21 protein-coding genes are annotated in these 25415 nt (G+C 71.8%); 14 read left to right on the top strand and 7 right to left on the bottom strand.

Going from position 1 to position 25415, the window contains the following annotated elements:
* Positions 1 to 21 precede the first annotated feature (21 nt).
* Positions 22 to 2307, bottom strand: coding sequence for a LuxR C-terminal-related transcriptional regulator (locus CITRI_RS0106525; RefSeq protein WP_010143875.1), 2286 nt, complete (start codon positions 2305 to 2307; stop codon positions 22 to 24).
* A gap of 304 nt (positions 2308 to 2611) precedes the next feature.
* On the opposite strand from CITRI_RS0106525, the gene CITRI_RS19910 reads away from it, so the two are divergent.
* From CITRI_RS19910 to CITRI_RS16630, 4 genes are all read left to right on the top strand, one after another.
* Positions 2612 to 4168 carry a PEP/pyruvate-binding domain-containing protein gene (locus tag CITRI_RS19910; protein ID WP_010143874.1) on the top strand — a complete coding sequence of 519 codons (1557 nt, stop codon included), beginning with the start codon at positions 2612 to 2614 and terminating at the stop codon, positions 4166 to 4168.
* Positions 4060 to 5109 (top strand): PEP-utilizing enzyme, encoded by a 1050-nt coding sequence (locus tag CITRI_RS19905; protein WP_010143873.1) that lies wholly within the window; start codon positions 4060 to 4062, stop codon positions 5107 to 5109. Before CITRI_RS19910 ends, CITRI_RS19905 begins: the two co-directional genes overlap by 109 nt.
* Before the next feature lie 243 nt (positions 5110 to 5352).
* Entirely contained in the window at positions 5353 to 6075 is a 723-nt protein-coding gene (locus CITRI_RS18865; RefSeq protein WP_010143872.1) for an Ltp family lipoprotein, read from the top strand.
* 385 nt (positions 6076 to 6460) lie between these two features.
* The gene (locus CITRI_RS16630) at positions 6461 to 7618 is read left to right on the top strand and encodes a DUF1524 domain-containing protein (protein WP_010143871.1); all 1158 of its coding nucleotides are present in this window, start codon (positions 6461 to 6463) and stop codon (positions 7616 to 7618) included.
* Positions 7619 to 7750: 132 nt separating this feature from the next.
* On the opposite strand, the gene CITRI_RS0106500 is transcribed toward CITRI_RS16630, so the two are convergent.
* On the bottom strand, positions 7751 to 8260 hold the full coding sequence (locus CITRI_RS0106500; RefSeq protein ID WP_010143870.1) for an Lrp/AsnC family transcriptional regulator: 510 nt from the start codon (positions 8258 to 8260) through the stop codon (positions 7751 to 7753).
* A 108-nt stretch (positions 8261 to 8368) separates the two neighbouring features.
* On the opposite strand from CITRI_RS0106500, the gene ald reads away from it, so the two are divergent.
* Both ald and CITRI_RS0106490 read left to right on the top strand, forming a co-directional pair.
* The gene (gene ald / locus CITRI_RS0106495; protein WP_010143869.1) at positions 8369 to 9487 is read left to right on the top strand and encodes an alanine dehydrogenase; all 1119 of its coding nucleotides are present in this window, start codon (positions 8369 to 8371) and stop codon (positions 9485 to 9487) included.
* A 170-nt stretch (positions 9488 to 9657) separates the two neighbouring features.
* The gene (locus tag CITRI_RS0106490) at positions 9658 to 10062 is read left to right on the top strand and encodes a PaaI family thioesterase (protein ID WP_010143868.1); all 405 of its coding nucleotides are present in this window, start codon (positions 9658 to 9660) and stop codon (positions 10060 to 10062) included.
* 72 nt (positions 10063 to 10134) lie between these two features.
* Here CITRI_RS0106490 and CITRI_RS0106485 read toward each other — a convergent pair whose 3' ends face one another.
* The 4 genes from CITRI_RS0106485 to CITRI_RS0106470 are packed head-to-tail and all read right to left on the bottom strand — an operon-like array spanning position 10135 to position 14146.
* Entirely contained in the window at positions 10135 to 11337 is a 1203-nt protein-coding gene (locus CITRI_RS0106485; protein WP_010143867.1) for an ABC transporter ATP-binding protein, read from the bottom strand.
* Complete coding sequence (locus tag CITRI_RS0106480; RefSeq protein WP_010143866.1) at positions 11334 to 12116, bottom strand: ABC transporter permease; 783 nt, start codon at positions 12114 to 12116, stop codon at positions 11334 to 11336. The genes CITRI_RS0106485 and CITRI_RS0106480 overlap by 4 nt, the downstream gene beginning before the upstream one ends.
* Entirely contained in the window at positions 12113 to 13024 is a 912-nt protein-coding gene (locus tag CITRI_RS0106475; protein WP_029139094.1) for an ABC transporter permease, read from the bottom strand. Before CITRI_RS0106475 ends, CITRI_RS0106480 begins: the two co-directional genes overlap by 4 nt.
* A gap of 3 nt (positions 13025 to 13027) precedes the next feature.
* Entirely contained in the window at positions 13028 to 14146 is a 1119-nt protein-coding gene (locus CITRI_RS0106470; RefSeq protein WP_010143864.1) for an extracellular solute-binding protein, read from the bottom strand.
* Positions 14147 to 14406: 260 nt separating this feature from the next.
* On the opposite strand from CITRI_RS0106470, the gene CITRI_RS0106465 reads away from it, so the two are divergent.
* From CITRI_RS0106465 to CITRI_RS0106430, 8 genes are all read left to right on the top strand, one after another.
* Positions 14407 to 15027, top strand: coding sequence for a helix-turn-helix domain-containing protein (locus CITRI_RS0106465; protein ID WP_010143862.1), 621 nt, complete (start codon positions 14407 to 14409; stop codon positions 15025 to 15027).
* A 54-nt stretch (positions 15028 to 15081) separates the two neighbouring features.
* Positions 15082 to 16494: an NAD(P)/FAD-dependent oxidoreductase gene (locus CITRI_RS0106460; protein ID WP_010143861.1), complete on the top strand. Its 1413-nt coding sequence runs from the start codon at positions 15082 to 15084 to the stop codon at positions 16492 to 16494.
* On the top strand, positions 16491 to 17720 hold the full coding sequence (locus tag CITRI_RS0106455) for an NAD(P)/FAD-dependent oxidoreductase (protein WP_010143860.1): 1230 nt from the start codon (positions 16491 to 16493) through the stop codon (positions 17718 to 17720). The genes CITRI_RS0106460 and CITRI_RS0106455 overlap by 4 nt, the downstream gene beginning before the upstream one ends.
* 17 nt (positions 17721 to 17737) lie before the next feature.
* On the top strand, positions 17738 to 19183 hold the full coding sequence (locus tag CITRI_RS0106450) for an aldehyde dehydrogenase family protein (protein WP_010143859.1): 1446 nt from the start codon (positions 17738 to 17740) through the stop codon (positions 19181 to 19183).
* The gene (locus CITRI_RS0106445) at positions 19183 to 20463 is read left to right on the top strand and encodes a CdaR family transcriptional regulator (RefSeq protein WP_010143858.1); all 1281 of its coding nucleotides are present in this window, start codon (positions 19183 to 19185) and stop codon (positions 20461 to 20463) included. The genes CITRI_RS0106450 and CITRI_RS0106445 overlap by 1 nt, the downstream gene beginning before the upstream one ends.
* 194 nt (positions 20464 to 20657) lie before the next feature.
* Positions 20658 to 21875: a CaiB/BaiF CoA-transferase family protein gene (locus CITRI_RS0106440; protein WP_010143857.1), complete on the top strand. Its 1218-nt coding sequence runs from the start codon at positions 20658 to 20660 to the stop codon at positions 21873 to 21875.
* A gap of 308 nt (positions 21876 to 22183) precedes the next feature.
* A complete protein-coding gene (locus CITRI_RS0106435; protein ID WP_141565988.1) occupies positions 22184 to 23359 on the top strand; it encodes an acyl-CoA dehydrogenase family protein in 1176 nt (391 codons plus the stop codon).
* An 88-nt stretch (positions 23360 to 23447) separates the two neighbouring features.
* A complete protein-coding gene (locus CITRI_RS0106430) occupies positions 23448 to 24494 on the top strand; it encodes a DUF2157 domain-containing protein (RefSeq protein WP_010143855.1) in 1047 nt (348 codons plus the stop codon).
* 28 nt (positions 24495 to 24522) lie between these two features.
* Here the strand turns inward: CITRI_RS0106430 and CITRI_RS0106425 are convergent, their stop codons facing one another.
* A complete protein-coding gene (locus CITRI_RS0106425) occupies positions 24523 to 25389 on the bottom strand; it encodes a transporter substrate-binding domain-containing protein (protein ID WP_010143854.1) in 867 nt (288 codons plus the stop codon).
* Between the last annotated feature and the right edge of the window lie 26 nt (positions 25390 to 25415).

The following is a 25415-nucleotide window of genomic DNA, read 5'->3' as shown; positions in this document are numbered from 1 at the left end:
GCTGCCGGACGCGCCGGCGCCTCAGAGCCCGAGGTGCTGGGCCCGCTCGAGGGCGTCCGAGGCCTTCTCGGCGCCGAGCTTGGCGTACAGGCTCCGCAGCTGGCCCTTGATGGTGTTCTCGGACCGGACGGTGTGCTCGGCCATCTGCCGGCGCGTCATCCCCTGCCGCAACAACTCCAGCACCTCCCGCTCCCGGGCCGTCAGCACGGGCGGTTGTTCGCGGGCCAGCACCGGCTGCGGCAGCGCGGACAACCGTGCCGCCTGGTCCTCGGTGACGATGCCGAACCGCAACAGGTCCGGTAGGCACCCCAGGTGGACGAGCGTGACCAGGTCGATCAGTTCCCCGTCCGGGCCGGACAGGTCCGCGGCCTCGTCCGGCAGCCCCTCGGCGGTCCCGTCCCCCGCCACCGACGTGGCATAGGACCGCAGCAGTGCGGCCACCGCCCGTTGCTGGCGCCCGACGCGCGGTGGCCGGCTCAGGGCGCGCAGGGCACCCTCCACGGACCCCTGGCCCAGGCAGCGGCACGCCTCCAGGTTGGCCAGGGCGGAGTTCTGCTGCCAGCCGCGGATCTCCGAGGCGGTCCCGCCCACCAGTTCGGCGTAGTGGTGGGCCTCGGTCAGCAGGCGGTCGGCCAGGGCGGCCCGGGAGGCGTAGGGCCGGTCCCGGCGCAGGGTCCGGAGTTGCGCTCGGGCGGTGTCCGGGTCCCCGCGGAGGGTACGCAGCAGCGCCAGCAGCTGGGCATGCGCCGACCAGAACTCGTCCGTGTCCGGTTCGGCCGGCAACCGGGCCAGCACCTCGCCGGCCGTCTCCAGGTCCAGTGCCGCCAGGGCACACCAGGCACGGGCGAGGTCCCCGCACCTGCTCACCTGCCGCCGGCCCCTGCCGACCCTGGACAGCGGTTCGTCCAGTTGCGCCAGCCAGGACCGGGCCGGCTGGAACTCCCCCTGGTGCGCCGCGAGCAGGGCCAGCTTCGACAGGGCGTCGGCCCTCAGGAAGTCGTGGCTGGCGTGACGGGCCAGGTGGAGGGCGCTGGTGTAGGCCAGTCCCGCCTCGTCGAGCCGGTCGGCCAGGTGCAGGCACAGGCCCGCGTGCAGTTCGGCGATGCCGGCCAGGGGGATGCTGATGGGCCCGGAGTCCAGCGCCCCCCGCACGGCTCTGCGCAGCTGGACCGCGGCGTCGGCGGCCGCCGCGTAGTGGCCGGACAACCGCAGGTAGCTGATCTCCACCATCCCGTACGCCACCGCACGACCGTTCGGCGTGAGGTACTTGCGGGCAGCGCGCGCCCGCAACCGGGCCGCGGTCCGGTCCTTGCGCAGGTCCGGTTCCACGGTCGGCAGGGGCAGGGTCAATCCCTCGGGCCCGGCCGAGGCCATGATCCGCAGGGCCACGCGCAGGTGGTCCTTCTGGGCGAGCACGGGCTCGGGGATGCGGGCCAGCAGCGACCGGAGGTACCGCGCGTCGGACGTGAACAGCTCGGCGGCCCGGTCGGCCAGCACGGTGTCGAAGGGGACCCATGCCCCGCGCCGGGCGGCGGTCTCCAGGGCCACGCCCACCCGCCCGGCCCGGTCCGTGGCCTCCACCGCGGCGCGCACCATCGCCTCCACCCGGTCGGGCGCCTTCTCCTGCAGCCAGTCCGTGAGGCACCACCGGACCAGTTCGGGCATGAACCACCGTCCCGCGCCGTCGTCACGGACCAGGGCCTCGGTCACCAGGTCCCGCAACGCCGGGGCGGGGGACCCGCTGGCCGGGTGGAAATGACCCAGGACGGCGTCACTGAACTCCGGTAGGTAGGCCGTCTCGGCCATGACACCCCAGGGGTCACGGGCCCTCAGCCACTGCAACAGGGGAACGATCAGGGCCTGGCGTGCCGCCCGGGGGGACGGTGACGGGGTGAGCAGCGCCCGGACGGCCACGAGCCACCCCCCGGTGAGACGGTAGAGCGCCGTTGGATCCCCGGACGCCTGCGGCACCGGCCCACCGGCCCGTGACCCCATCAGCGTGCCGATCTCCTCGGGGGTCAGCAGCACGTCCGTCGCGTCGGCGAAGCGGCACGGGTGGACGGCCGCCACGTCGTGGATGGGGGCGTTCGCGCTGGCGACCACCGCCACCGGGCCGTCCTGTTCGGCCAGGCACCGTCCGACCCGTCGGCTGAACGCCTCGGCGTCCTCGAGCGCGCTGTCCCACCGCAGGACCCGTTCCTGCACTGCGGCGTCCGGGGCCTCCCGGGGCGCTCCCGGGCCCCGTTCCACCCAGCCGGCCGCGAACCATTCCGCACCCGTCCCACCGGGCGCCCGGATGACGAGCAACCGCTCATCCGGGACCGGCTGCCGGAGGAATCGTCGCAGGGCAGGGTGCGGCTGCCCCGCCCCGTTCGACCGCGACGTTCCCGCCGCCTGAACGTGGCTCAGACCTGTGTCCATCATTGAGTTCTCCCCTCTCAGCCGTCAGTTTCTCATGTCCGGACCGGTCCGGAGCGTCCTGCGTCACACCACCGGGCCACCGGGGCCTTGACCGTTCCCCGGCACGGGCCGGATCATCGGCTGCACGGCGGCCGGCCCCTCCACGTGACCCATCCACCGTTCACCCGTCCGGCCGCCCAGGGAGGCGCTCATGGAGGTCATCGACCTGACCCGCATCACCCCGGAGCTCACGCCCTCGGTCGGCGGCAAGGCGGCCGGGCTGGGCGCCCTCATCGCCGCGGGCGAGCGGGTGCCCGCCGGGTTCTGCCTGACCACCGCGGCGTACCGGGCCGGGACCATCCCCGAGGACGCGGTCCTGACCGCCTACCGCCAGCTCGGCGGCGGCCCGGTCGCCGTGCGGTCCAGCGCCACGGCCGAGGACCTGCCCGGCGCCAGCTTCGCCGGACAGCAGGACACCGTCCTGGGTGTGGAGGGTGAGAGAGCGCTGCTCGAGGCCATTCGGCAGTGCTGGGCCTCCCTCGACAGCGAGCGCGCCGTCGCCTACCGGGCCGGGCAGGGACTGCAGGACGAGGACCTGGCGATGGCCGTCGTCGTGCAGGAGATGATCACCCCGAGCGCCGCCGGGGTGATGTTCACCGCCAACCCGCTGACCGGCACCCGCACCGAGACCGTCATCGACGCGGTCCCGGGCCTGGGCACCGGCGTGGTGGACGGCACCATGGACACCGACCACTACGTGCTGCCCGCACGCGGTCCCGTCCCGGAGGACCAGCACCACGGCTGCCTCTCCCCCGGCCAACTCGCCGAACTGCGCGCGGCCGGCCACCGGGTGCAGCGCGCCCTCGGCAGCCCCCAGGACATCGAGTTCGCCTACGACACCCAGGGCGCCCTGTGGCTGCTGCAGTCCCGGGCCATCACCACCCTCTTCCCGCTTCCGGCCGGGATCGATCCCGAGGACCCCCGGATCTACATGGAGGTCGGCCACATGCAGGGCCTGCGGCGCCCGGTCACCCCGATGGGCGTGTCCGTGATGCGGGAGGTGACCCGCCGCTGGTTCCAGATCATCGGGGTCGACGATGCGGCGGTCTCCTCGTTCCTCGTGCACATCGGCGGCCGGCTGTTCATGGACCTCACCGGCTTCGTCCGCAGCCCGCGGATGCACGACCGCGTCCCCGAGATGGTGAAGGTCTACGGCCCGGCGGTGGCGCGGGGCGTGCGCCGCATCCTCGACGACCCCCGCTACGCGCCACGACCCGCTCCCCTCGGGCGTCGTGCGTTATCCCTCCGTGCGACGACGCGACTGCTCCTGGCCTTCGTCCCGGCCTCGCTGTTCGGCGCCCTACGCGCCCTGGCGCGGCCGGCCGCCGCCCGCGAGCGCGCGTTCGACGAACTGGACAGGGTCCGCCACCAGCCCCGGCCCGCCCCGGCGGACGCCGCCGGCCGGATCCGCTCCGCCGCCGGACTGCAGGACGCCACGATGACCGGGCCGATGATGCGCGCCCTGCCGCCGTTGTGGGCGGCGCTCATCGCCCAGGGAGTGGCCCGATGGTTGCTGCGCGGCATCCTGCGGCCGGGTGAGCTGAACGCGACCCTGCGCGGCATGCCCCACAACGTCACCACGCAGATGGACCTGAGGCTGTGGTCCGTGGCCGAGGCGGCCCGCCCCACCGCGAACTGCTGCTCGGCACGGCCCCGGACGAGCTCGCGGCGCGCTTCCTGCGCGGCGAGCTACCCGAGTTCGGCCTGACCGGGTTCCTGAAGGAGTACGGGATCCGCGGCAGTGCCGAGATCGACGTCGGCTCCCCCCGGTGGGCCGACGACCCCACCCCGGTCTTCGCCGCGCTGGCCGGGTACCTGCAGGTGTCCGACCCGGACCAGGCCCCGCCCGCCCGGTTCGCCCGCGCCGCAGCCGAGGCCGAGGCCGCCCTGGCGGACCTCACCGACCGGGCCCGGCGCCTCCGCCCGGTCCGGGGCCGGATCGCCCGATCCCTGCTGCGCCGCAGCCGCGAGCTGGCCGGCCTGCGGGAGCTGCCCAAGTTCCTCTGGCTCACCCCCCTGGCGGAGGTCCGCCGGCAGCTGCTGGCCGCCGGGGCCGAACTCGCCGAACGGGGGATCCTGGACCACCCGGACGACATCCTGTTCCTGACGCTGGACGAGGCCCTCGAGGCCGCCGGCGGAGCCGACCTGCGCGCGCTGGTGAGCGACCGCCGTCGGGAGCACGACCGCGAGACCCGGCGGCGGCAGGTCCCCGGGCTGCTGCTTTCCGACGGGACCAATCCGCAGGCCCTGCCGGACGAGCGAGTGGCCGAGCACGGACCGGACGTGCTGGTCGGCCAGCCGGCCGCCACCGGTGTGGCGACCGGGCCGGTGCGGATCGTCCACCACCCGTCCGAGGCGCGGCTGCAGCCCGGTGACATCCTCGTCGCCCCGACCACCGACCCGGGCTGGACCCCCCTGTTCCTCACGCTGGGTGGCCTCATCACGGAGACCGGATCGCCCATCGCCCACGGACCCACCGTGGCTCGTGAGTACGGCATCCCCGCGATCATCTGCGTGCCCGACGCCACCACCCGGCTCACCGAGGGGCAGGTGGTCACGATCGACGGGGCCACGGGGCTGGTCCGGATGCACGGCCCCGACGAGCCGGACGGCGCCGAGGACGAGGATGGCCTGAAGGCAAACCCCTAGTCCGCGAGAAGTCTCTCGCTCTCTCGAGGGCGGGGCCTGCGGCGGGCCGTCCGGCAGCGCGTTCCCTTAGCGTGTCCGCCGCCCCGCGTAGGGTCACCACCACGATCGAACCCGCCGCACGCGGGACATCCCCTTCGATCCCTGCTCCGGCAGCACCCCGGAGAAGCGGCATTGCAGTCCCCACCGCACTGCCGTGTGACACCGACCATCGCTTCCCCCGCGAGTCTCATGAAGGAGCTTCCCATGACCGGGAACCAGTCATTCCCCTCGGGCACCTCGCCCCACGACCCTGTTGTCGCGTCTCCCTACACCGACCAGGCTGCAAAGAAGTCCGCACGACCCTGGTACCGCAAGAAGCGGTTCGTCCTGCCCACCGGCCTCCTGGCCCTGTTCGTCGCCGCAGGGATCGCCGGTGGCGGCGGGGACGTCCCGGAGACGGAGGCCGCGCCGCAGGGCACGTCCGTCGCCAGCCCCTCGGCCGCCCAGCCCACCGGGGACGCCGGGGCAGAGGCCAGTGCAGAGGCCAGCGCGCGGGCTGAGAAGAAGGCCCAGGAGTCCGCCGAGGCAGAGGCTGAGGCTGAGGCCGCGAAGAAGGCCGACGCTGAGGCGCGGGCGGAAGCAGAGGCCGAAGCAGAGGCTGAGGCTGAGGCCGCCGAGGAGGCTGCGGCCGCGGCCGGCACGGTGAGCCAGCAGAACGCCCTGCGGTCCGCCGAGAACTACCTGGACTTCACCGCCTTCTCCCGGCCGGGCCTGATCGACCAGCTGGAGTTCGAGGGGTACTCGACCGCGGACGCCACCTGGGCCGTGGACCGCATGACGATCGACTGGAAGGAACAGGCCGCCGCGTCGGCGGCGAACTACCTCGACTTCACGTCCTTCTCACGGCAGGGCCTGATCGACCAGTTGGTCTTCGAGGGCTTCACCGCGGAGCAGGCCACCTACGGCGTGGACCAGACGGGCCTGTAACCGGGCCTGTGACCGGACCGGGGCTGGGTCCACGCTCACCCGCGGACCTCCTTCGCGACTCAGTCCTCTCCAGTCCCCGCGCAGGACACCCCGGGTGCCGCACGACGACCCGTCGGCCGCCCGGGGTGCCTGTTGTCCCGACGATGCCTGCTCTCCGAACAGTGCCTGCTCTCCAGGCCAGGGTTCGGCCACCGGACGATGCGCCCTCACCGGTGGGCACGGACTCGAGTGGGTCAATCCCCGTTTTGACCGTGACCATCGGGGATACTGGACTGATCCCACCGTCTCACTCGCCTGGGTCACCGTGTCCCGAGATGCCTCCGCGGACACGCTACCGACCGGATCCCGGTCAGCACCTGGCGTCCTCCCCGAAAGCACCGTCCCCATGAATCTCCAGCGCGTCCTGTCCGCAGGTTCCGCAGCCCTCGCCCTCGTCCTGATCAGCGCCGGGTGCGCCCCGAGCGCGGATGATGCGTCCACCACCCCCACGGCCACCACGACGGCCACCACGACGGCCACCGCGAGCGTGGCCGCGTCCCCGGCAACTCCGAGCGCTCCTGCCACCTCGACCGCGGCCACCACCACGGTCCCCCACACGCGGGCCACGGCAGACCGGTCGATGGCCGCCGGCACGCCGTCACCGTCCATCGCCCCGCAGCGCCAGGATTCCGGACAGGCAGCGGCCGGGACCGCACTGGCCGTCCTGGAGACCCTGCCGGTGAAGGGACGGGCGCCGAAGACCGGTTACGACCGGGACCAGTTCGGCCCGGCGTGGGCGGACGTCGACCGCAACGGTTGTGACACCCGGAACGACATGCTGGCCCGCGACCTGGCCGGGGAGCGGTTCAAGCCCGGCACCCGTGACTGCGTGGTCCTCTCCGGGGTCCTCGATGATCCCTACACCGCCACCGAGATCCACTTCCTCCGCGGCCAGGACACCTCCAACGACGTGCAGATCGACCACGTGGTCGCCCTGTCCGACGCCTGGCAGAAGGGTGCCCAGCAGCTCTCCGCGGACGAGCGGATCCGGTTCGCGAACGACCCGCTGAACCTGCTCGCCGTGGACGGACCCGCGAACGCCCAGAAGTCCGATTCTGACGCAGCCTCCTGGCTGCCCCCGAACCGGTCGTTCCGCTGCGACTACGTCGCCCGACAGATCGCCGTCAAGGCGGAGTACGAACTCTGGGTGACCTCCGCCGAGCAGGATGCCATGACCCGCGTGCTCACCGGCTGCCCGGACCAGGCACTTCCCACCGCGCAGACCGCCGCGACCGCGTATCCGGTCATCACCCGTTCCACGCAGTCACCCGCGCCGGCCCAGGCGCCCATCAGGACCCGCGCCCCGGAGCTGACCCCGAAGAAGGCCCAGACGCCCGCGCCCCGCAGGACCTACACCCCTGCCCCGCCCACGACGGCGGCGGCGACCGTCTACTTTAAGAACTGCACCGGCGCGCGCGCCGCCGGCGCGGCCCCGGTCCGCCTCGGGGACCCCGGGTATGCCCGCCACCTGGACCGCGATGGCGATGGGGTCGGTTGCGAGTGACCCTCCGGCGGCCCGCGGTGGACCGCGGGGATGTCCGTCAGGGTCCGGTCCGGGCGGCCACCGCCACGTAGGCCCCTCCCCCTGCAGGAACCCGCGCAGCAGCGCGGTGGGCCTCCTCCCGCTCCCTGTGCCTCAGAGTGCGGCGGGCCCGGCGACGTGGTCGAACACCAGGCTCGTCTGGGTGGTGGCCACGATGGGGTTCGATGACAGGTGCTCGAGGACGAACTGGCGGATGTGCTCGGTGTCCCGCGCCGTGAGGTGGATCAGGAAGTCGTCCATCCCGGCGAGGAAGAAGTACTGCGTCACCTCCGGCACGGTCTTGAGCGTCTCGGCGAACGTCGCGATCTGCTGGCGTGCCCCGGGCCGCACGCGGACGCTGATCAGCGCCTCGATGCCGCGCCCCAGGGCCTGGGGATCCACGTCGATGGTGAAGCGCCGGATCACCCCGGACTGCTGCAGGGCCTTCATCCGGGCCAGGCACGTGGAGGGGGCCACCCCGAGGGCCTCGCTCAGGGCCTGGTTGGTCATCCTCGCGTTGTCCCGCAGCAGCTCCAGCAGGCGCCGGTCGAGGTGATCCAGCTCACGCTGAGGCCGCGGATCCTTCGACGCTCCCGGGCCGGGACGGTTTCCGCCTTCGAACATTCCTCCAGTATCCCTCGACGTGTCGAATATTCTGCAGTCTTAATGCGCAGATTCCGTCCTTTCGGAAGAATATCTCTCCGAATCACCCGTTTCTTCGGAAGGCATCTCATGATCATCTCCGTCCCCCGCGAAGTGAAGAACAACGAGTACCGGGTCGCGATCACCGTGTCCGGCGTCCACGAACTGACCACCCGAGGCCACCAGGTCCTCGTCGAGACCGGGGCGGGCACCGGGTCCGGCATCACGGACGAGGCCTACCGTTCGGCCGGGGCGGTCATCATCGCCGACGCCGATGAGCTGTGGGCCCGGGCGGACATGGTCTTGAAGGTCAAGGAACCGGTGGCCTCCGAGTACCGCCACTTCCGGCAGGGGCTGATCCTGTTCACCTACCTGCACCTGGCCGCCGAGCCGGAGCTGACCCAGGCCCTCCTGGACGCCGGCGTCACCGCGATCGCCTACGAGACCGTGCAGACCGCGGACCGCCGCCTGCCGCTGCTGGCCCCCATGAGCGAGGTCGCAGGACGGCTCTCCGTGCAGGCCGGCGCCTCCGCCCTGGCCGCCCCGGCCGGGGGCAAGGGCGTCCTGCTGGGCGGCGTCCCCGGGGTCCGCCCGGCCAAGGTCGTGGTCCTGGGCGCCGGGATGGCCGGCACCAACGCCGCGGCCATGGCCGTGGGCATGGGCGCCGAGGTGACCATCTTGGACATCAACGTGGACCGGCTCCGCCAGCTCGACGCCCAGTACGCCGGCCGCCTCAAGACGGTGGTCTCCAACGCCCTGGAGGTCGAGCGCGCGGTCGTGGACGCCGACCTGGTCATAGGCTCGGTCCTGATCCCCGGCGCCAAGGCCCCCAAGCTCGTCACCGAGGCCATGGTCGCCGCCATGAAGCCCGGCAGCGTGCTGGTGGACATCGCCGTGGACCAGGGCGGCTGCTTCGAGAACACCCGGCCCACCACCCACCAGGACCCCACCTTCCGGGTGCACGAGACCGTGTTCTACTGCGTGGCCAACATGCCCGGAGCGGTGCCGAGCACCTCCACCTACGCGCTGACCAACGTGACCCTGCCCTACGCCGTCGCCCTGGCCGACCTCGGCGTCGACGCCGCCCTGTCCGCCGACCCCGCCCTGGCCGCCGGCCTGAACACCACGGACGGTCACGTCACCCACCGCTCGGTGGGCGAGGCCCACGGCCTGCCCTACCTGGACCGCCGGGAGCTCGTGGCGGCCTGACACCACCCAGGGGCCGGCCCGCCGCCGGCTGCGACACGACACCGAGGACCGGTCCCCACCCCAGGGTGGAGACCGGTCCTCGGCCATGACGTCCCGGACCGCGCACCGGCCGATCACCTGACATGATGGCCGTAGAGACCGCACGCCTGCCCCGTGGGAGGAAACCCGCCATGACCGACCTCACGGCCCCGCCCAGCGCCTTCATCCAGGCCTCGGGCTTCATCGCCGACGAGGTGTCCGCCACGCGAGTGCGCGGCCACGCAGACTTCGGCCCCCAGCACCACACCGACCAGGGCGTGGTGCACGGTGGTGTCTACGCGACCATCGTGGAGATCGCCGGCGGTGCCGGGGCGAACACCGCCGTGGCCGAGCGGGGACAGTTCGCCGTGGGGGTCCACAACGCCACCGACTTCCTGCGGGCCAGCACCGGCGGCCGGGCCCTGGTGACCGCCGAGGCGCTGCACCAGGGCCGGACCCAGCAGCTCTGGCAGGTCGTCATCACGGACGAGGTCTCCGGCAAGGTGCTGGCGCGGGGCATGCTGCGGGTGCAGAACCTGGACCTGCCGGAGCGATAGGCCACCGGGCCAGTACCGCCCCGGCATGGGCCCGGATGGCGCACGGTGGTCACCGGCTGCGGCGGCCTGCGCTCACGTGGTGGACTCGTCCCCTTCGCCCAGGTCCTCGAGCAGCACGCCGTGGCGGACGTCCCACGTGACGACGGCCTGGTCCCCCGGCCCGAAGCGCGTGGCGTCGTTCGGGGTGCGGACGATGCCGCTGGTCCCGTCGAAGAGGACCACGTCGTACCGCCAGCCCACGCCGAGGTACGTGGCGGTCTTGACCGCCACCGGCAGGGCGTTCTCCGTGCTGGAGGCCGGGACGTAACCCGGGAGTTCGAGCGAGAGGTTCTCCGGCCGGACGAGGACCGCCAGGCTCTCGACCCCCCGGCGCTCGCCCGGGACGGTCACGTGGTCGTCGCCCACGGCCAGGGTGGTGTTCCCGTCGCGGACCGTGGCCGTGGAGCTCGGGGCCCGCAGCACGGAGGACTCCCCGAGGAAGCGCCCCACGAACAGGGTGTCCGGACGTTCGTAGAGCTCCACGCCCGTGCCGACCTGCTCGATCTTGCCGTTGTTGAACACGGCGATCCGGTCGGAGAGGGACAGGGCCTCCTCCTGGTCGTGCGTGACGTAGACGAAGGTGGAGCCGACCTCCTGGTGGATGCGCTTGATCTCCAGCTGCAGCCACTCGCGCAGCTTCTTGTCCAGCGCGCCCAGGGGTTCGTCCATCAGCAGCACCCGGGGGTTGTAGACCAGGGCCCGGGCCAGCGCGGCGCGCTGCTGCTGGCCGCCGGACAGCTCCGCCGGGTACCGGCCGCCGTACTCGGCCAGGCGCACCATCTGCAGGGACTCGGCGATCCGCTTCTTCTGCTCGGCCTTGGGCATCTTGCGGCGCTGGAGCGGGTAGGCCACGTTCTCCTCGACCGTCATGTGCGGGAAGAGCGCGTAGTTCTGGAACACCATGCCGATGTCCCGCTTGTGCGCCGGCAGCTTGGCCACCGGCTTGCCGTAGATGTGCAGCAGGCCCTCGGTGACGTCCGCGAACCCGGCGATCATGTTGAGCGTGGTGGTCTTGCCCGAGCCACTGGGTCCCAGCAGCGTCATGAACTCGCCCGGCTCGATGACCAGGTCGATGTCGTCCACCACGGCCTTGTCCCCGTACCGCTTGGTCACGCCCTTCAGGCTGATGCCGGCCTCGTTGATCTGCCGGAGGGTGCTGGTGTCCAGCGAGGCGCCCCTGAGGTCTCGCTCACGGGGTTCCGCTGCGCCCACGCTGTGCGCTCCAGTCTCGGTCATGTGAGGGCCTTCCTCTTTCGGGTGGCAAGCTGGGCGACCAGCATGACGGTCACGGAGACGGCCATGGTGATGACGGCGACGGCCGCGACCGTCGGATCGGTGCTCTGCGTGACACTGCGATAGATCTTCACCGGAAGCGTCTGCAGGCTCGGATCCTGGATGAACAGGGACAGGATGATCTCGTCGAACGAGGTCACGAAGGCGAACAGCGCCCCCGCGGTGACGCCCGGCACGATCAGCGGCAGCGTGATCGTGAAGAACGTCCGCGCCTTGCTCGCCCCCAGGCTCGCGGCGGCCTGCGCGAGCCGCGGGTCCACGCCTTGGAGGCTGGCCATCACGTTGATGATGACGAGCGGCAGGGCGACGATCGTGTGGGCGAACACGAACCCGGGGATGGTGCCGAGCAGGTCGAGCCGGATGAACAGCGAGTACAGGCCGATCGCGATGACGATCCCGGGGACGATCATCGGCGCCAGGAAGTAGTTCTCCAGCAGGGACTTGCCCCGGAACCTGACCCGGCTCAGGCCGAGGGACGCGAGCACCCCGGTCACCGTGGCCACGGTCGCGGTCAGGATGGCCACGAGCACCGAGTTGCCGAGCGCCTTGAGCCATTCGCGGTCGGTGAGGAAGTTCTCGTACCACTGCAGCGACCAGCCCTCGGGCGGGAAGTTGAAGGAGGGTGAGGCGTTGAAGGAGATCGGCACGATCACCAGGGTCGGCACGATCAGCAGGAAGATGACGAGGACGGAGAAGGCGACGAGGACTCTCTTCATGGTCATTCCGGCTCCACCCCCGGGGCGAGGCTGGCCCCCCGGACGAACCGGTTGAAGACCACGAGGATGATCAGCGTCACCACGAGCAGGGCGATGCCGAGCGCGGCGCCCTGGCCCCAGAGCAGGAACACGCTGACCTGCTGGTAGATGAGGGAGGAGACCATCGCCTCCTTCGGCGAGCCCAGCAGCGAGGGGATGATGTAGAAGCCCAGGCCCAGGATGAAGACCGTGATCGATCCGGCGAAGATGCCCGGCCGGGACAGCGGCAGGTAGACCCTGAAGAACGTGGTGATCCCGTTCGCGCCCAGGCTCGAGGAGGCCGACAGCAGGCGGCGGTCGATCTTGGCCAGCGCCGAGTAGATCGGCAGCACCATGAAGGGCAGCAGGACCTGCGCCATGCCCAGCGCGACGCCGAAGGTCGTGCGGATGAGCGGTTGGCGGCCGACGCCGATGGCCTCCAGGAAGTCATTGATCGGGCCGGTGTCCGCCAGGAGCACCATCCAGGCCAGCGTGCGGACCAGGATGCTGGTCCACAGCGGCATCATGACGAACAGGGTGAGCCATGCCCGGGCACGCTCCCCCACGATCGTCATCAGGTAGGCGTACGGATAGGCAACCACCAGGCACGCGAAGGTGACGACGAGGGAGGTCAGGAAGGTCCGGGCGATGACCTCGAGGTTGACGGGGTTCGTCAACAGCCACTCATAGTTCTGCAGCCCCGGTTCCGGGTCGGTGACGCTGCGGACGAACACGTCCACCAGCGGCACCAGGAAGAACATGGTGACCACCGCGATGGCCGGCAACAATAGGAGCAGCGGGCCCCACTTGACCCGTGATCGGCGGGACGGCCCCGCGCCGGCCGGCGGGGCGGCCAGCGCGGGGTCGGTCGCGAGCGCTCGCGTGGCGGAGCTCATGGGTCAGCCCCCGGTCACCCAGCCCGACCACTCGGTGGCGAGCGCGTCGTAGTTCTCGACCCAGAAGTCGACGTTGGGGTAATGACCCGTCTCCAGGTTCTCCGTCGTCATCCAGGTCTTCAGCGTCTCGTCGAGCTCGGGCTTCGCCTCGGTGTTGATGGGGCCGTACGAGGTCTCCTCGGTCATCGTGGCCTGCTGCTCGGCGCCCCCGTAGAAGTTCACGGCCGCGAACGCCGCGTCGAGGTTCTTGGTGCCCTTGGGGATGCCGGTGGAGTCGACCATGACCATCCACTCGTCCCACATCGGCGCCACCGGGGCTCCGGCCGCCGCCGCTCCGTACCCGCGGCCGCTCCAGACCAGGCCCATGACGGCCTCGCCGCTCTCGAGTTGCTGCTGGGCCTGGGCGCCACTCGTCCAGCCGATGACGTCGTCCCCGAGCGACCGGTACTTCTCCATGGCCGTGGGGATCTGCTCCGGGGTGAGGTTGGCGGTGTCCCCGCCGTCCGCCACGATGGCGAACTCGAGCATCTGCGGATCGACGTACTGCGACATGCTGACCGTGCGCTTGCCCGGGAACTTCTCGGTGTCGAAGAAGTCGGCGGCGCTGGTCGGAGGGTTGTCCCCGAAGGCCTCCGTGTTGTAGGCCACGACGAGCCCGTAGAGGATCTGCGGCACCATGCAGTCGTCCGTGATGGTGCCCTCGGGCACCTTGGAAATGTCCACCTTCGAGTAGTCATACTCCTCATACAGCGTGCCGCAGAAACGGGCGGTGTCGAACTGCGTGGTGTTGACGAGGTCCCACGTCGTGTTCCCGCTCTCCACCATCGCCTTGAGCTTGCCGGGATCGAAGGCGTCCTGCTGGAACGTCGCCCCCGTCACCTCGGCGAAGGGGGTCCAGGCCGCAGTGGTCTGGCCCTCCTGGAAGATGCCGCCGGAGCCGGCGAAGGTGAGCGTGACGTCCTCGAAGACCCCCTCGGGGACCTCGCCCGCCACGGGCGTCCCGAGGTCGTAGGTCGCCGAGGGCTCCGGTTCGGATGAGCCACAGCCGGCCAGCGCGACCGCGGCCGCCATACCGAGGGTGACCGTGCGGATCGTACGCCGCCGCGGGGATGTGGTGTGCATGGGTACTCCTCAGGTTGTCCGTAGACCCCGTATGCCTGCCCCGCAGAGCCGTTCCGTACTGAACAGGCGTTAAGTCCTGCTTGCGATGACGTTCAGAATAGCAATATGGTGGGCAAACACAATAGCTGATCCCCACTCTCGTTGTGACAGTCCTCACGCCGCATTCCCGGCGGGAAATGCGATCAGGAAGGCACCGGAATGCACAGATCGTCTGCCCACGTCAGCGCGGTACGCCTCCCCCTGCCCGGCGACGGTCACCCATGACCGCCGAACAGTCCGATGCCACGGTTCCCGACTCCGTCACCGGCAACCCCGGCCCCCGGGTCCGGCAATTGCGCACCGACCGGGGCATGGGACTGCGGGAGCTGGCCTCGCTCACCGGCACCACGGCCAGCTTCATCAGCCAATTCGAGCGGGGGGAATCGGGCGCCAGCATCGCCACGCTGGTCCGCATCGCCGAGGCGCTGGGCATCAACCTCGCCGATTTGTTCACCCAGCATTCTCCGGCGGGACGGGTCATCCGGCTCGGGCGCCATCCCGCCATCCAGTCCCCCGGATACCGCAAGGTCCTCCTCACCCCGCCGCCCCTGCAGGCCATCGAGGGATACCGCCTGGAGTTCGACCAGGGTGAGGGCACCGGTGATGAGCCCTACACCCACGGTGACGCCCAGGAGATCGTGACCGTCATCGACGGGACCGCGGAGGTCACCATCGGCGAGGAGAAGCACGTGCTCGAACCGGGTGACACGGCCGAGTACCGCACCTCGACCCCACATGCCATCCGCAACGCCGGCACCGGCACCGCGATCGTCCTGGTGATCACGAGCCCACCCACCGTCACGACCCTGGACATCGGTCCACAGATCGTCCCCGGCACCTGAGCCGCCCCGGCCGCCCGCGGGCGACCGCCGGAACCCACCCCCGAAGGAGCACCCGTGTCCGTCCCCCCGCCGAACCCTCCCGAGGAGTCCGCCGACGTCGTCGTCGTCGGTGCCGGCTTCGCCGGCCTCATCGCCGCGCGGGAACTGGCGAACTCGGGCCTCGACGTCGTGGTCCTCGAGGCGCGCGACCGCGTGGGCGGCCGCGTCTGGACGGACCACCGCCTGGGGCACGACCTGGAGCTGGGAGGGACCTGGGTGCACTGGGTGCAGCCCCACACGTGGGCGGAGCTGACGCGGTACGGGCGGGGCATCGTCCGCAGCCCCCGCACCGAGGAGGCGTACTGGCTGGGTGCCGGCGGCCAGGTACGGACCGGCACCCTGGAGGAGTTCAACGCGCTCATCGCCCCGGGGCAGGCGCGCATCGTCCGAGATGCCCTCACCGCCCTTCCCCGGCCCGCGGATCCCGCCGCCTCCCCGGACCTGGCCGCCCTGGACCCCCGCTCGCTGCAGGACCGCCTGGACGAGCTCGACCTCGGCGAGGAGGAGCAGCGCGCCAACGAGTCCGTGTGGGTGGGCCACGCCAACGCCAGGCTCGACGCCGTCGGCCTGGTCGGCGCGCTCCGGTGGGCCGCGGCCACCGGAGGGTTCTGGGAGCTGATGCACGAGGCCTCGGCCACCTATCGGGTGGACGGGGGCATGACCGCCTTCGCCGGGGACATCGCCCGGGACGTCCGCGGGAGCATCCGGCTGGGCCAGCGCGTGCGGTCCGTCCGGCAGGACCCGGACGGGGCCACCGTCGTCTACGGCGATGCAGCGAACGCACTCCGGGCGCGGCGCGTAGTGGTGACCACCCCGTTCAACGCCATCCACCGGATCGACTTCGCACCGGCGCTGACCGGGGCGGTGGCCCGGATGAACGCCGAGAGGTCCGCCTCGCGCGGGGTCAAGGTGTGGATCAAGGTCCGGGGGCCGGTCCAGCGGTTCTTCGCCTACTCGAGCCAGGAGCACCCCCTCTCCGTCGTCAAGAGCGAGTTCATCGCCGACGACGCCTCGATCCTCGTGGGGTTCGGCCCGGACCACGAGGCCTTCGACGTCACGTCCGTCCGCGACGCCCAGGCCGCCCTCGACGTCTGGCGCGACGACCTCGAGGTCCTCGACGTGACTGGACACGACTGGATGGCGGACGACCTGGCAGGGACGACCTGGCAGCTGTTCCGCCCGGGGCAGCTCACGCGGGACCTGGCCGGTCTCCAGGAACCCCAGGGAGCCGTGCACTTCGCCACCTCCGACAACGCCAACCTCTGGGGCGGGTTCGTCGACGGCGCGATCGAGAGCGGACTGCGGGCCGCGGCCCGCATCCGGCACGAACTGGCAGGGTCCGCGGAACCGGTCGCGCCCCCCGTCGTCGTCGGGAACGCCGGAAGCCTCGGGAACGTCGGGAACGTCTGGAAGAAGGAGTCACGATGAAGGTGGTCATCGCCGGAGCCGGCCTCGCCGGCCTCACGAGCGCATGGGAACTGCACAAGGCAGGCCACGAGGTCGTGGTGCTGGAGGCGCGGGACCGGGTGGGCGGCCGCACCTGGTCGGCCACCCTGCCCAACGGGGTGATCACCGAGCGCGGCGGCGAGTACATCTTCCCCACCGAGTTCGCCATCCGCCGCCTCGCGGCCGAGGTGGGCGTGCCCATCATGAGCCACGGCGTCCGGTACGCCCGGCGCACCCTCAACGGCCGGCACGTCGACGTCGACACTCTCACCCGGCGCATGGACGCCGCCCGGGACACCCTCCGGCGCATGCTCGAGGACGGGGAGCGGTCCGTCTCCGTCGCGGCCGTGTTCCGGGAGGCCCTCGGTACCGGGTTCCGGGATGATCCCGTCTACCGGCGGCTGGCGACGTCGCTGGCCGCGGACCCGGAAGCCGTGAGCGCCGAGGCCGCCGTGCTCCACGAGTCCTCCGCGGGAGACCTCTACGTCGAGGACGGCGGGCGGTTGGTCCACGGCAACCAGTCCCTCTCGCTCGAACTGGCGCGCAGGCTGGGCGCGGCCGTCCGGCTCGAGAGCCCGGTGGCCGGCGTCGAGCAGTCACCGCGGGGCGTGCGCTTCGAACTGGCCGACGGCAGCAGCGTCGACGGCGACGCCGGCGTCGTCGCCGTCCCGCTCCCGCTCCTGCGCTCCCTCCGGCTCGGCTTCGACCTGCCCGAACGCATGAGCACGGCCCTCGACCACCGGCTCATGGGGGTCGCCGCCAAGCTCGGGGTGCCGGTCTCGACGTCCGAGCAGGACTCGGCCGTGCAGAGCGCCGAGCACACGTGGTGGTCCTGGCAATCCCTCAGCATCGACGGCGAGCACCGCGTCGCCGCCCTGTCCACCTTCGCGGGCGGGCCGGACGCGGTCGCCGCGCTGGACGTCGGGAACGGGCCCTCGCTGTGGGCGCAGAAGCTGCGCCAACTGCGTCCGTCCATGGTGCCGGACGGTGAGCCGCTGCTCACCACCTGGGCGGACGACGTCTGGACGCGCGGCGCCTACAGCGCGGCAGGACTCGACTGGAGCGCCGCGGACGCCACGGCCTTCGACGAGGCCGCGGGCCGCGTGGCGATCGCCGGTGAACACACCGGTCTGGCACAGTCACTCTCGGGCGCCGTGGCCTCGGGCTACCGCGCCGCGGCGGCACTCGACCGGGTGCTCCAGGCATGACGACGAAGGAGCAGGCGATGACGCAGACCCCAGCCTTTGACAACTACGTCGGCGGAGCATGGGTGGGTTCGGAGGACCGCACGGAGAACGTGAACCCCTCGGACCTCTCGGACGTCATCGGGCGCTACGCCCAGGCGGACGCGGACACCGTCGCCGAGGCCGTCCAGGCCGCCCGTCACGCCTGGCCGGGGTGGGCGGAGGCCGGCCCCCTGGCCCGGTCCCAGGTCCTGTCCCGCGCGTCCGGGCAACTGGCGGCCCGGTCCGCCGAGCTGGGGGACCTGCTCGCCCGCGAGCTCGGCAAGCCGATCGCCGAGGCCGTGGCCGAGGTCAACCGGGCCGCGCAGATCTTCGACTTCTTCGCCGGGGAGGCCCTGCGCAACGCCGGGACGGTGATCGACTCCGTCCGCCCGGGACTGATCGCCGAGATGCACCACGATCCCATGGGCGTGGTCGGCGTCATCACCCCGTGGAACTTCCCCATCGCCATCCCGGCCTGGAAGATCGCCCCCGCACTGGCCTTCGGCAACGCTGTGGTGTTCAAGCCGGCCGGCATCACCCCCGGGTGCGCCTGGGAACTGACGAGGATCCTGGCCGACGCCGGGCTCCCGGACGGGGTGCTGAACCTCGTCATGGGCTCCGGCGCGGTGACCGGCGCGGCCCTGACCGGGTCGTCCGCGGTGGACGCCCTGAGCTTCACCGGCTCCCAGGCCGTGGGCCGGGGACTGGCGGCCGCCTGCGCGGGCCAGGGGATCAAGGTCCAGTGCGAGATGGGCGGGAAGAACCCGTTCGTGGTCCTGGGCGATGCCGACCTCGACCACGCGGTGGAGTGTGCCCTCAACGGGGCGTTCTTCTCCAACGGACAGCGGTGCACCGCCTCCTCACGGCTGATCGTCACCGCCGACGTCCACGACGAGTTCGTGGACCGGCTCCTGGCCAGGGTCGGGGCGATGACGGTCGGGGATGCCCGGGATCCCGGATCCGCGGTCGGCCCCATCTCCAGCCGCGGGCAGCTGGAGGGCAACCTGGCCTATGTCCGCACGGCCCGCGAGGAGGGCGGGGAGGTCCACGGCGGCGAACGGCTCCGGCGCGCCACGGACGGCCACTACATGTCCCCCGCCCTGGTCACCGGGACGACCAACGCCATGACGATCAACCGCGAGGAGGTCTTCGGGCCCGTGGCGGCCGTCATCAGGGTGGCCGACTACGACGAGGCGCTGGCCACCGCCAACGACACCGAGTTCGGGCTGTCCTCGGGGATCTGCACCGGCAGCCTGGAGCACGCCACCGACTTCAAGCGCCGGTCCCAGGCCGGCATGGTCATGGTCAACGCGCCCACGGCCGGAGTGGACCCCCACGTCTCCTTCGGCGGGCGCAAGGGTTCCAGCTACGGGGCGCGCGAACAGGGCAGCGCGGCCCGGGAGTTCTACACCCAGCACAAGACCACCTACACCGATCCCCGGTGATGCCGGCGACCGGGCCCGCCCCCGCCGGAAACGACCGGGATCCGGACTCCCGCGCCCTCCTGCTGATCTCCGAACGCATCAACGCCCGCATCGAGGACATCGCCCGGCGCCTCGCCCAGACCTACCGGGACGAGGTCATCGAGTACCGCGCCTTCGCCGACGGCGTCGTCGAACGCGACGTGCTGCCGCTCGCCTCGGAGAAGATCCGCCAGATGCTCACCTCCCTGATGACGGAGACCCCGCCCGCCGAGGAGGAGATCCGCCTGAACGCGCGGGCGGCCGCACGCCGCTTCCACCAGGCCGTGCCCCTGCCGGCGTTGCTGCGCGCCTACCGGGTGCGGGAGCGCACCATCTGGGACGAGCTCGTGGACTGTGCCGACCTCCAGGACCCGGCCCAGCTGCGGGTGCTGCTCAGGCTGGCCGGCCGGGTCATGGAACACGTCGACGTCATGTCCGCTGCGGTGGTCCAGGCCTATGTGGAGGAACAGGCGGGCCTGCGCCGGAACCGGCCGATCCTCCGCAGTGACGTCCTGGAGGCCCTGATCCACGGGCGGGCGACGCCGGAGGGGCGCGCCCGGCTCCGGGACGCCCTGGACCTGCAGGGCTTCGATCTCGAGGGCCACCGGCACGCGATCCTCACGTTCCGCTTCCCCCCGGGGCAGCAGGACCTCGCCCGGGCCCAGGAGGTGACGTCCCGCGTCCTGGGGGAACCCCTCGAGGGCACGACGCGCGGGCGGCTGGGCCTGATGGGACTGCGGGACGAGGAGATCGTCTGGCTCGTGGAGGCCCCCGAGCACGGCCGCGGCCTGCAGGAGGCCGCCGCCCGCGCCGTGCAGGACGTGGAGGGGCTGGTGGCCGGGGTGGGCAGCAGCGGCGGCGGCGTGGATCACGCGGCGGTCAGCTACCGGCAGGCGCGGGCCGCGACCGACATCGCCCTGACCACGCCCGGCGCAGACCGGGTCCAGACCCACCGCGACGTGCTGCTCGGCCTCACCCTCGCGGAGGGGGCCGATGCCGCCGGACTCGTGGAGTCCGCGCTCGAGCCCCTGCTCGCCTATGACCGGGAGCACGGCTCGGAGCTGCTGGAGACCCTCGAGGCCTACATCCAGCACCGGTACCAGGCCGCCCGTGCCGCCACGGTCCTGCACGTCCGCCCCAACACCGTGCTCTACCGCCTCAAGCGCATCGCGCGGATCACGGGGCACGACCCCATGCATCCCGACGGGCTGCTGGTGCTCTCCCTGGGGATCCGGACCCTGCGGAGTCGCCGGCGCACGTGAGGGATCCCGCGTCCGGCCACGAGCACGGCCGGGTCGGGACGCGTGGCCCGGCCGGTTCCCGGTGCACCGGTCCCTGACGAATCGTCAATGCCTGGTCGGCAGGACTGCGCAATCGGCAGTTCTGCCCCGCGGTGCGGATCCCTAGGCTGGGATCCACACCGCAGCCGCGACGACCCCCGGAGGGACACCCGATCATGTCAGCCACGCCCCACCTGCATCCGGACCGCGTCGCGTCCCCGATCGCGGACCCGGCGACCGCGGAGGGCCACCTGCCGCTGGACGGGGTGCTGGTGGCCGACTTCTCCCGGGTGCTGGCCGGCCCGCTGGCCACCATGACCCTGGCAGACCTCGGGGCGCGGGTGATCAAGGTCGAGCGCCCCGGAACCGGTGATGACACCCGCTCGTGGTCCCCGCCATCGTCAGCCACCGGGGCGACCTACTTCGAGTCCGTGAACCGCAACAAGGAGTCCGTCTGCTGGGACCTGGCCGACCAGGACGACCTGGAGAAGGCACGCCGGCTCGCGGCCCGGGCAGACGTGCTGGTGGAGAACTTCAAGCCCGGAGGCCTGGCGGCCCTGGGCCTGGGGTACGAGGAGCTGTCCGCCCTCAACCCCGGCCTGGTCTACGCCTCCATCTCCGGCTTCGGGGATGCCGGTGGGGCGCACCTGCCCGGGTACGACTTCATCGTGCAGGCCGCCGGGGGGCTGATGAGCATCACCGGCACCCCGGAGCTGCCGATGAAGGCCGGCGTGGCCCTCGTCGATGTCCTGACGGCGAAGGACACCACCATCGCCGTGCTGGCGGCGCTGAACCGTCGCCAGGCCACCGGCCGCGGGGCCCACCTCAAGCTCAACCTGCTCTCGTCCCTGCAGGGCGCCCTGGCGAACCAGGGCCAGGCCTGGCTGGGCGCCGGCGTGGTCCCGTCACGCATGGGCAACGACCATCCCTCGATCGTCCCCTACCAGTTGCTGGACTGCCAGGACCGGCCACTGGCCGTCGCCATCGGCAATGACGGCCAGTTCCGGCGGTTCGTCGAGGCACTCGGCCTGGCGGCCGTGGCGGACGACGAGCGGTTCGCCACGAACTCCCAGCGCGTGGCCCACCGCGAAGAGCTCCGGGGCCTCCTGGAGCAGGCCCTGGGACGGCGCCCCGCGGCCGAGTGGCGGGACACCCTGGTGGCCGCCGGCCTGCCGTGCGCCCTGGTCGGCGGGATCGACGAGGGCGTCGACCTGGCCCAGGGCCTCGGGCTCGATCCCGTGGTGGAGCTCACCGGCCCCACGGGCGAGGTGACCGGGCGGCAGTTCCGCCACCCGACGCAATGGGACCCACCCCTCGAGCACCCCCGGCTGGCCCCGCCCGCGCTCGGCCAGGACACGGAGGCCGTGAACGCCTGGCTCGCCCGGGACCACTGACCCGCTCCCGCTGAGGCGTGCAGGCCGCGGTTCCCTCCCGCCGTGTCAACCCTCCTGTCCACACTCCCGCTTCCCCCGTTCCCCGCTTCCGTTCTCCCCGCCCCTCTTCCGTTCTCCCCGCCCCCTCTTCCGTTCTCCCCGATCAAGGACCTGACATGACCGCGAACACCGCCACTGACAACACCCCGTCCACCCCGGCCACCGCATCGACCGCCGACGCGGCCACCGCCTCGGTTGCCACTTCCACCGGTCGGTCTGCGTCGGGGGATCTCTCGGCCTCGTTCCTGGGTCCGGTGGACCTGACGGGGATGGACGGGTTGTTCTCCGACCAGGAGAAGGACCTGGCCCTGGAGGTCCGGTCCCTGGTGGACGAGGTGATCCGTCCGAACATCGCCGACTGGTACGAGGCGGCGGTGTTCCCGCGTGAGATCGTCCCGGAACTGGGGAAGCTGGGGGTGCTGGGCATGCACCTGGACGGGTACGGGTGCGCGGGCCGCTCGGCGGTTCAGTACGGGTTGGCGGCCCAGGAGCTGGAGGCCGGGGACTCCGGGCTGCGGACCTTCGTCTCGGTGCAGGGCTCGCTGGCGATGAGCGCGATCCACAAGCACGGCTCCGAGGACCAGAAGAACCAGTGGCTGCCGGCCATGGCCGCCGGTGAGGCGATCGGCTGCTTCGGGCTCACCGAGCCCGGGGCCGGCTCGGACCCGGCCTCGATGAGAACCACCGCCCGTCAGGAGCCGGGTGGGGACTGGGTGCTGACCGGGACCAAGCGGTGGATCGGGTTGGCGACCCTGGCCGATGTGGCGATCATCTGGGCCCAGACCGGTGAGCACGGCGACGGCCGTGGGGTGCGCGGTTTCGTGGTGCCCACGAACACCCCCGGGTTCTCCGCCGAGGCGATCGGGTCCAAGCTGTCGATGCGGGCCTCGGTGCAGTGCGAGATCCACCTCGATGGAGTGCGCCTGCCCGCGGAGGCGATCCTGCCGGCCGAGAGCGCGGTCGGGCTGAAGGGCCCGTTCCAGTGCCTGAACGAGGCCCGCTACGGGATCATCTGGGGCGTGATGGGCGCCGCGCGGGACTCGTTCAACGCGGTGTTGGACTACACGCTGGGCCGGGAACAGTTCGGGGCCCCGCTGGCGTCCTACCAGTTGACGCAGGCCAAGCTGGCGGACATGGCGGTGGCGATCAACAAGGGCTACCTGCTGGCCCACCAGATCGGCCGGGTCAAGGACACCGACCCCAAGGCGCTGACCCCGGCGATGATCTCCACCGGGAAGCTGGACAACTGCCGGGTCGCGATCGGCATCGCCCGCGAGGCGAGGGAGATGCTCGGGGGCAACGGGATCACCCTGGAGCACTCCCCGCTGCGCCACGCCAACAACCTCGAGTCCGTGCGCACCTATGAGGGCACCGACGAGGTCCACCAACTCACCATCGGCCGCACCCTCACCGGCATCGGCGCCTTCACCCGGACCCAGGCCTGAGACGGCCCAGCAGCAGACCGGCCCGGACCTGACCGGGACCGGGACCGGGGCCTGACCCGGAGCGTCGCCGGAGGGTTATGCTTCGCGCATGAATGAGCAGGGGACCTCGCGCCGGATCGTCACGGGCCTGGTGGATGCCGGCCTGGTGGACGCACAGCGTGCGGAGGACGCCGTCTCCGTCGTCGAGCGCCAGCTCGCCCCGCCCGGTGCCGTCGGCGCTCCGGAGGAACGCCGGCGGACGGGCCCGCGACTGACCGAGGTGATCGCCTACGCGGGTGCCGCGCTGGTCGTCGTCGCGGTCATCCTGCTTGCCGCGCAGTACTGGGGCGATCTCACGGCCCTCCAGCGCAGCCTGATCCTCGGGGGCATCGCCGCCGTGCTCCTGGCCGGTGCCCTCGTGATCGTCCGGGCCGCGGGCGGCGCCTGGCTGCTGCGCGAGCGGCTCGGCCCGCGTCCCCGGTTCTTGGCCGGGACGCTCGTGGTCGCGGCGTCCATCGCGGCCGGCGTCGCGCTGGGCAGCTGGATCCTGCACGAGAACTTCCCGCCGCCGTCCTACGACCTGCACAACGTGTCCATGACCTCCGGGGTGGTGCTGGCCCTGGTCATCCTGCTGGTCGGCTACGTGCTGGCCCCCTCGCCGCTGCTGCACCTGGCGCTGGCGCTGGCCACCGTCGTGTTCCTCACCAGTGTCTGGACGGGCGATGGCTACCGTGCAGAGGTGCTGCGCGCCGTGCTGATCCTGGCGGTGGGCGCCGCATGGCTCGCCCTCTCCCTGCTCGGTCGGTGGTGGGCCGAACCCCAGCTGGGCGGGACGGTCGGGGCAGTGCTGCTGCTCCTGGGGGCGCAGATCCTCCTGGCGCATCCTGAACCCGGCTGGGCGTACGCGGTGACGTTCGTCGTCGCCCTGGCGCTGTTCGGCCTGTACTGGTGGCGTGGCTGGTGGCCCTTCCTGGCCGTGGGGGTCATCGCCCTGACCACCGCGGTCACGGAGGCGCTCATCGAGTGGACCGACGGCTCCCTCGGCGCCGGCGGCGCCACCCTGGTGGCCGGCCTGGTCCTGCTGGGATCCTCCGGTGCGGCCGTGGTGCTCCGCCAGCGCCGGGGCCGCCGGGCCCAGGAGGCCCCCGCCGCCTGAGGCCGGCGGCCCGCACGGCGCCGTCGGCTCAGCGCTCCAGCGTCAGATCCACGTCGCCGATCCAGGGGCGGGCGATCTCGTCATAGGTGCCGTCGTTCAGGGCGATGTCCAGCCACTGGTCCACGTAGTGCTTGAAGACCACGTCCCCCTGCGGGAGCATGTAGCCCTTCTGGAAGTAGTCGAAGGGCTCGTCCGGGTTGACCGCGCAGAGCTCCTCGTACTCGTGGTCGATGTACAGCACCTCCGAGCGGTCGGTGGTCATCACGTCGGCGCGGCCGGCCACGATCTCGTCGAAGATCGTCAGGTTGTCGTGGGTCTTCAGCTCGCCCTCGGGGTAGTGCTCGCGGGCGAACTTCTCGTTGGTGCCTCCCTCCGGGAAGATCGAGGTGACGCCGGGACGGTTGATGTCCTCGATGGACCGGTACTTCCCGGCGTCCTCGCAGCGCGCGATGGGCGTCTTGCCGTCCTCCAGGGTCGGGGCGGTGAAGAAGACCTGTTCAGCACGCTCGGGGTTCATCGAGATGCCGCCGACCGCGATGTCACAGCCGGCGAGGTAGTCGTCCATGAGGGTCTTCCAACTGGTCTGGACCCACTCGACCTCGACGCCGAGGGTCTCGGCGAGGTCCCTGGCCATGTCCACGTCGATGCCCGTGAACTCCCCGGACCCCTCCGCCTGCTCGGTGAAGGGCGGATAGTCCCCGGTGGTGCAGACCGTGAGACGGCCGGAGTCCTTGATGGCGTCCAGCCGCGAGGCGCCGGTGGAGTCACCCGCACCCACGGCGGGCACCGGTGAACCCGCCGCGTCACCCTGGGCGCCCCTGATCTGGTCGGCACAACCGGTGAGCGTGAGGGCGGCCAGGCCCAGCAGGGCCAGGGCGGGGCGGAATGGCGTCATTCGGGTTCTCATGGGGCTCCTGAGGG

The organism is Citricoccus sp. CH26A (genome assembly GCF_000224415.1).
Classification (GTDB): domain Bacteria; phylum Actinomycetota; class Actinomycetes; order Actinomycetales; family Micrococcaceae; genus Citricoccus.
This window is presented reverse-complemented; position numbering and strand designations above follow the sequence as displayed.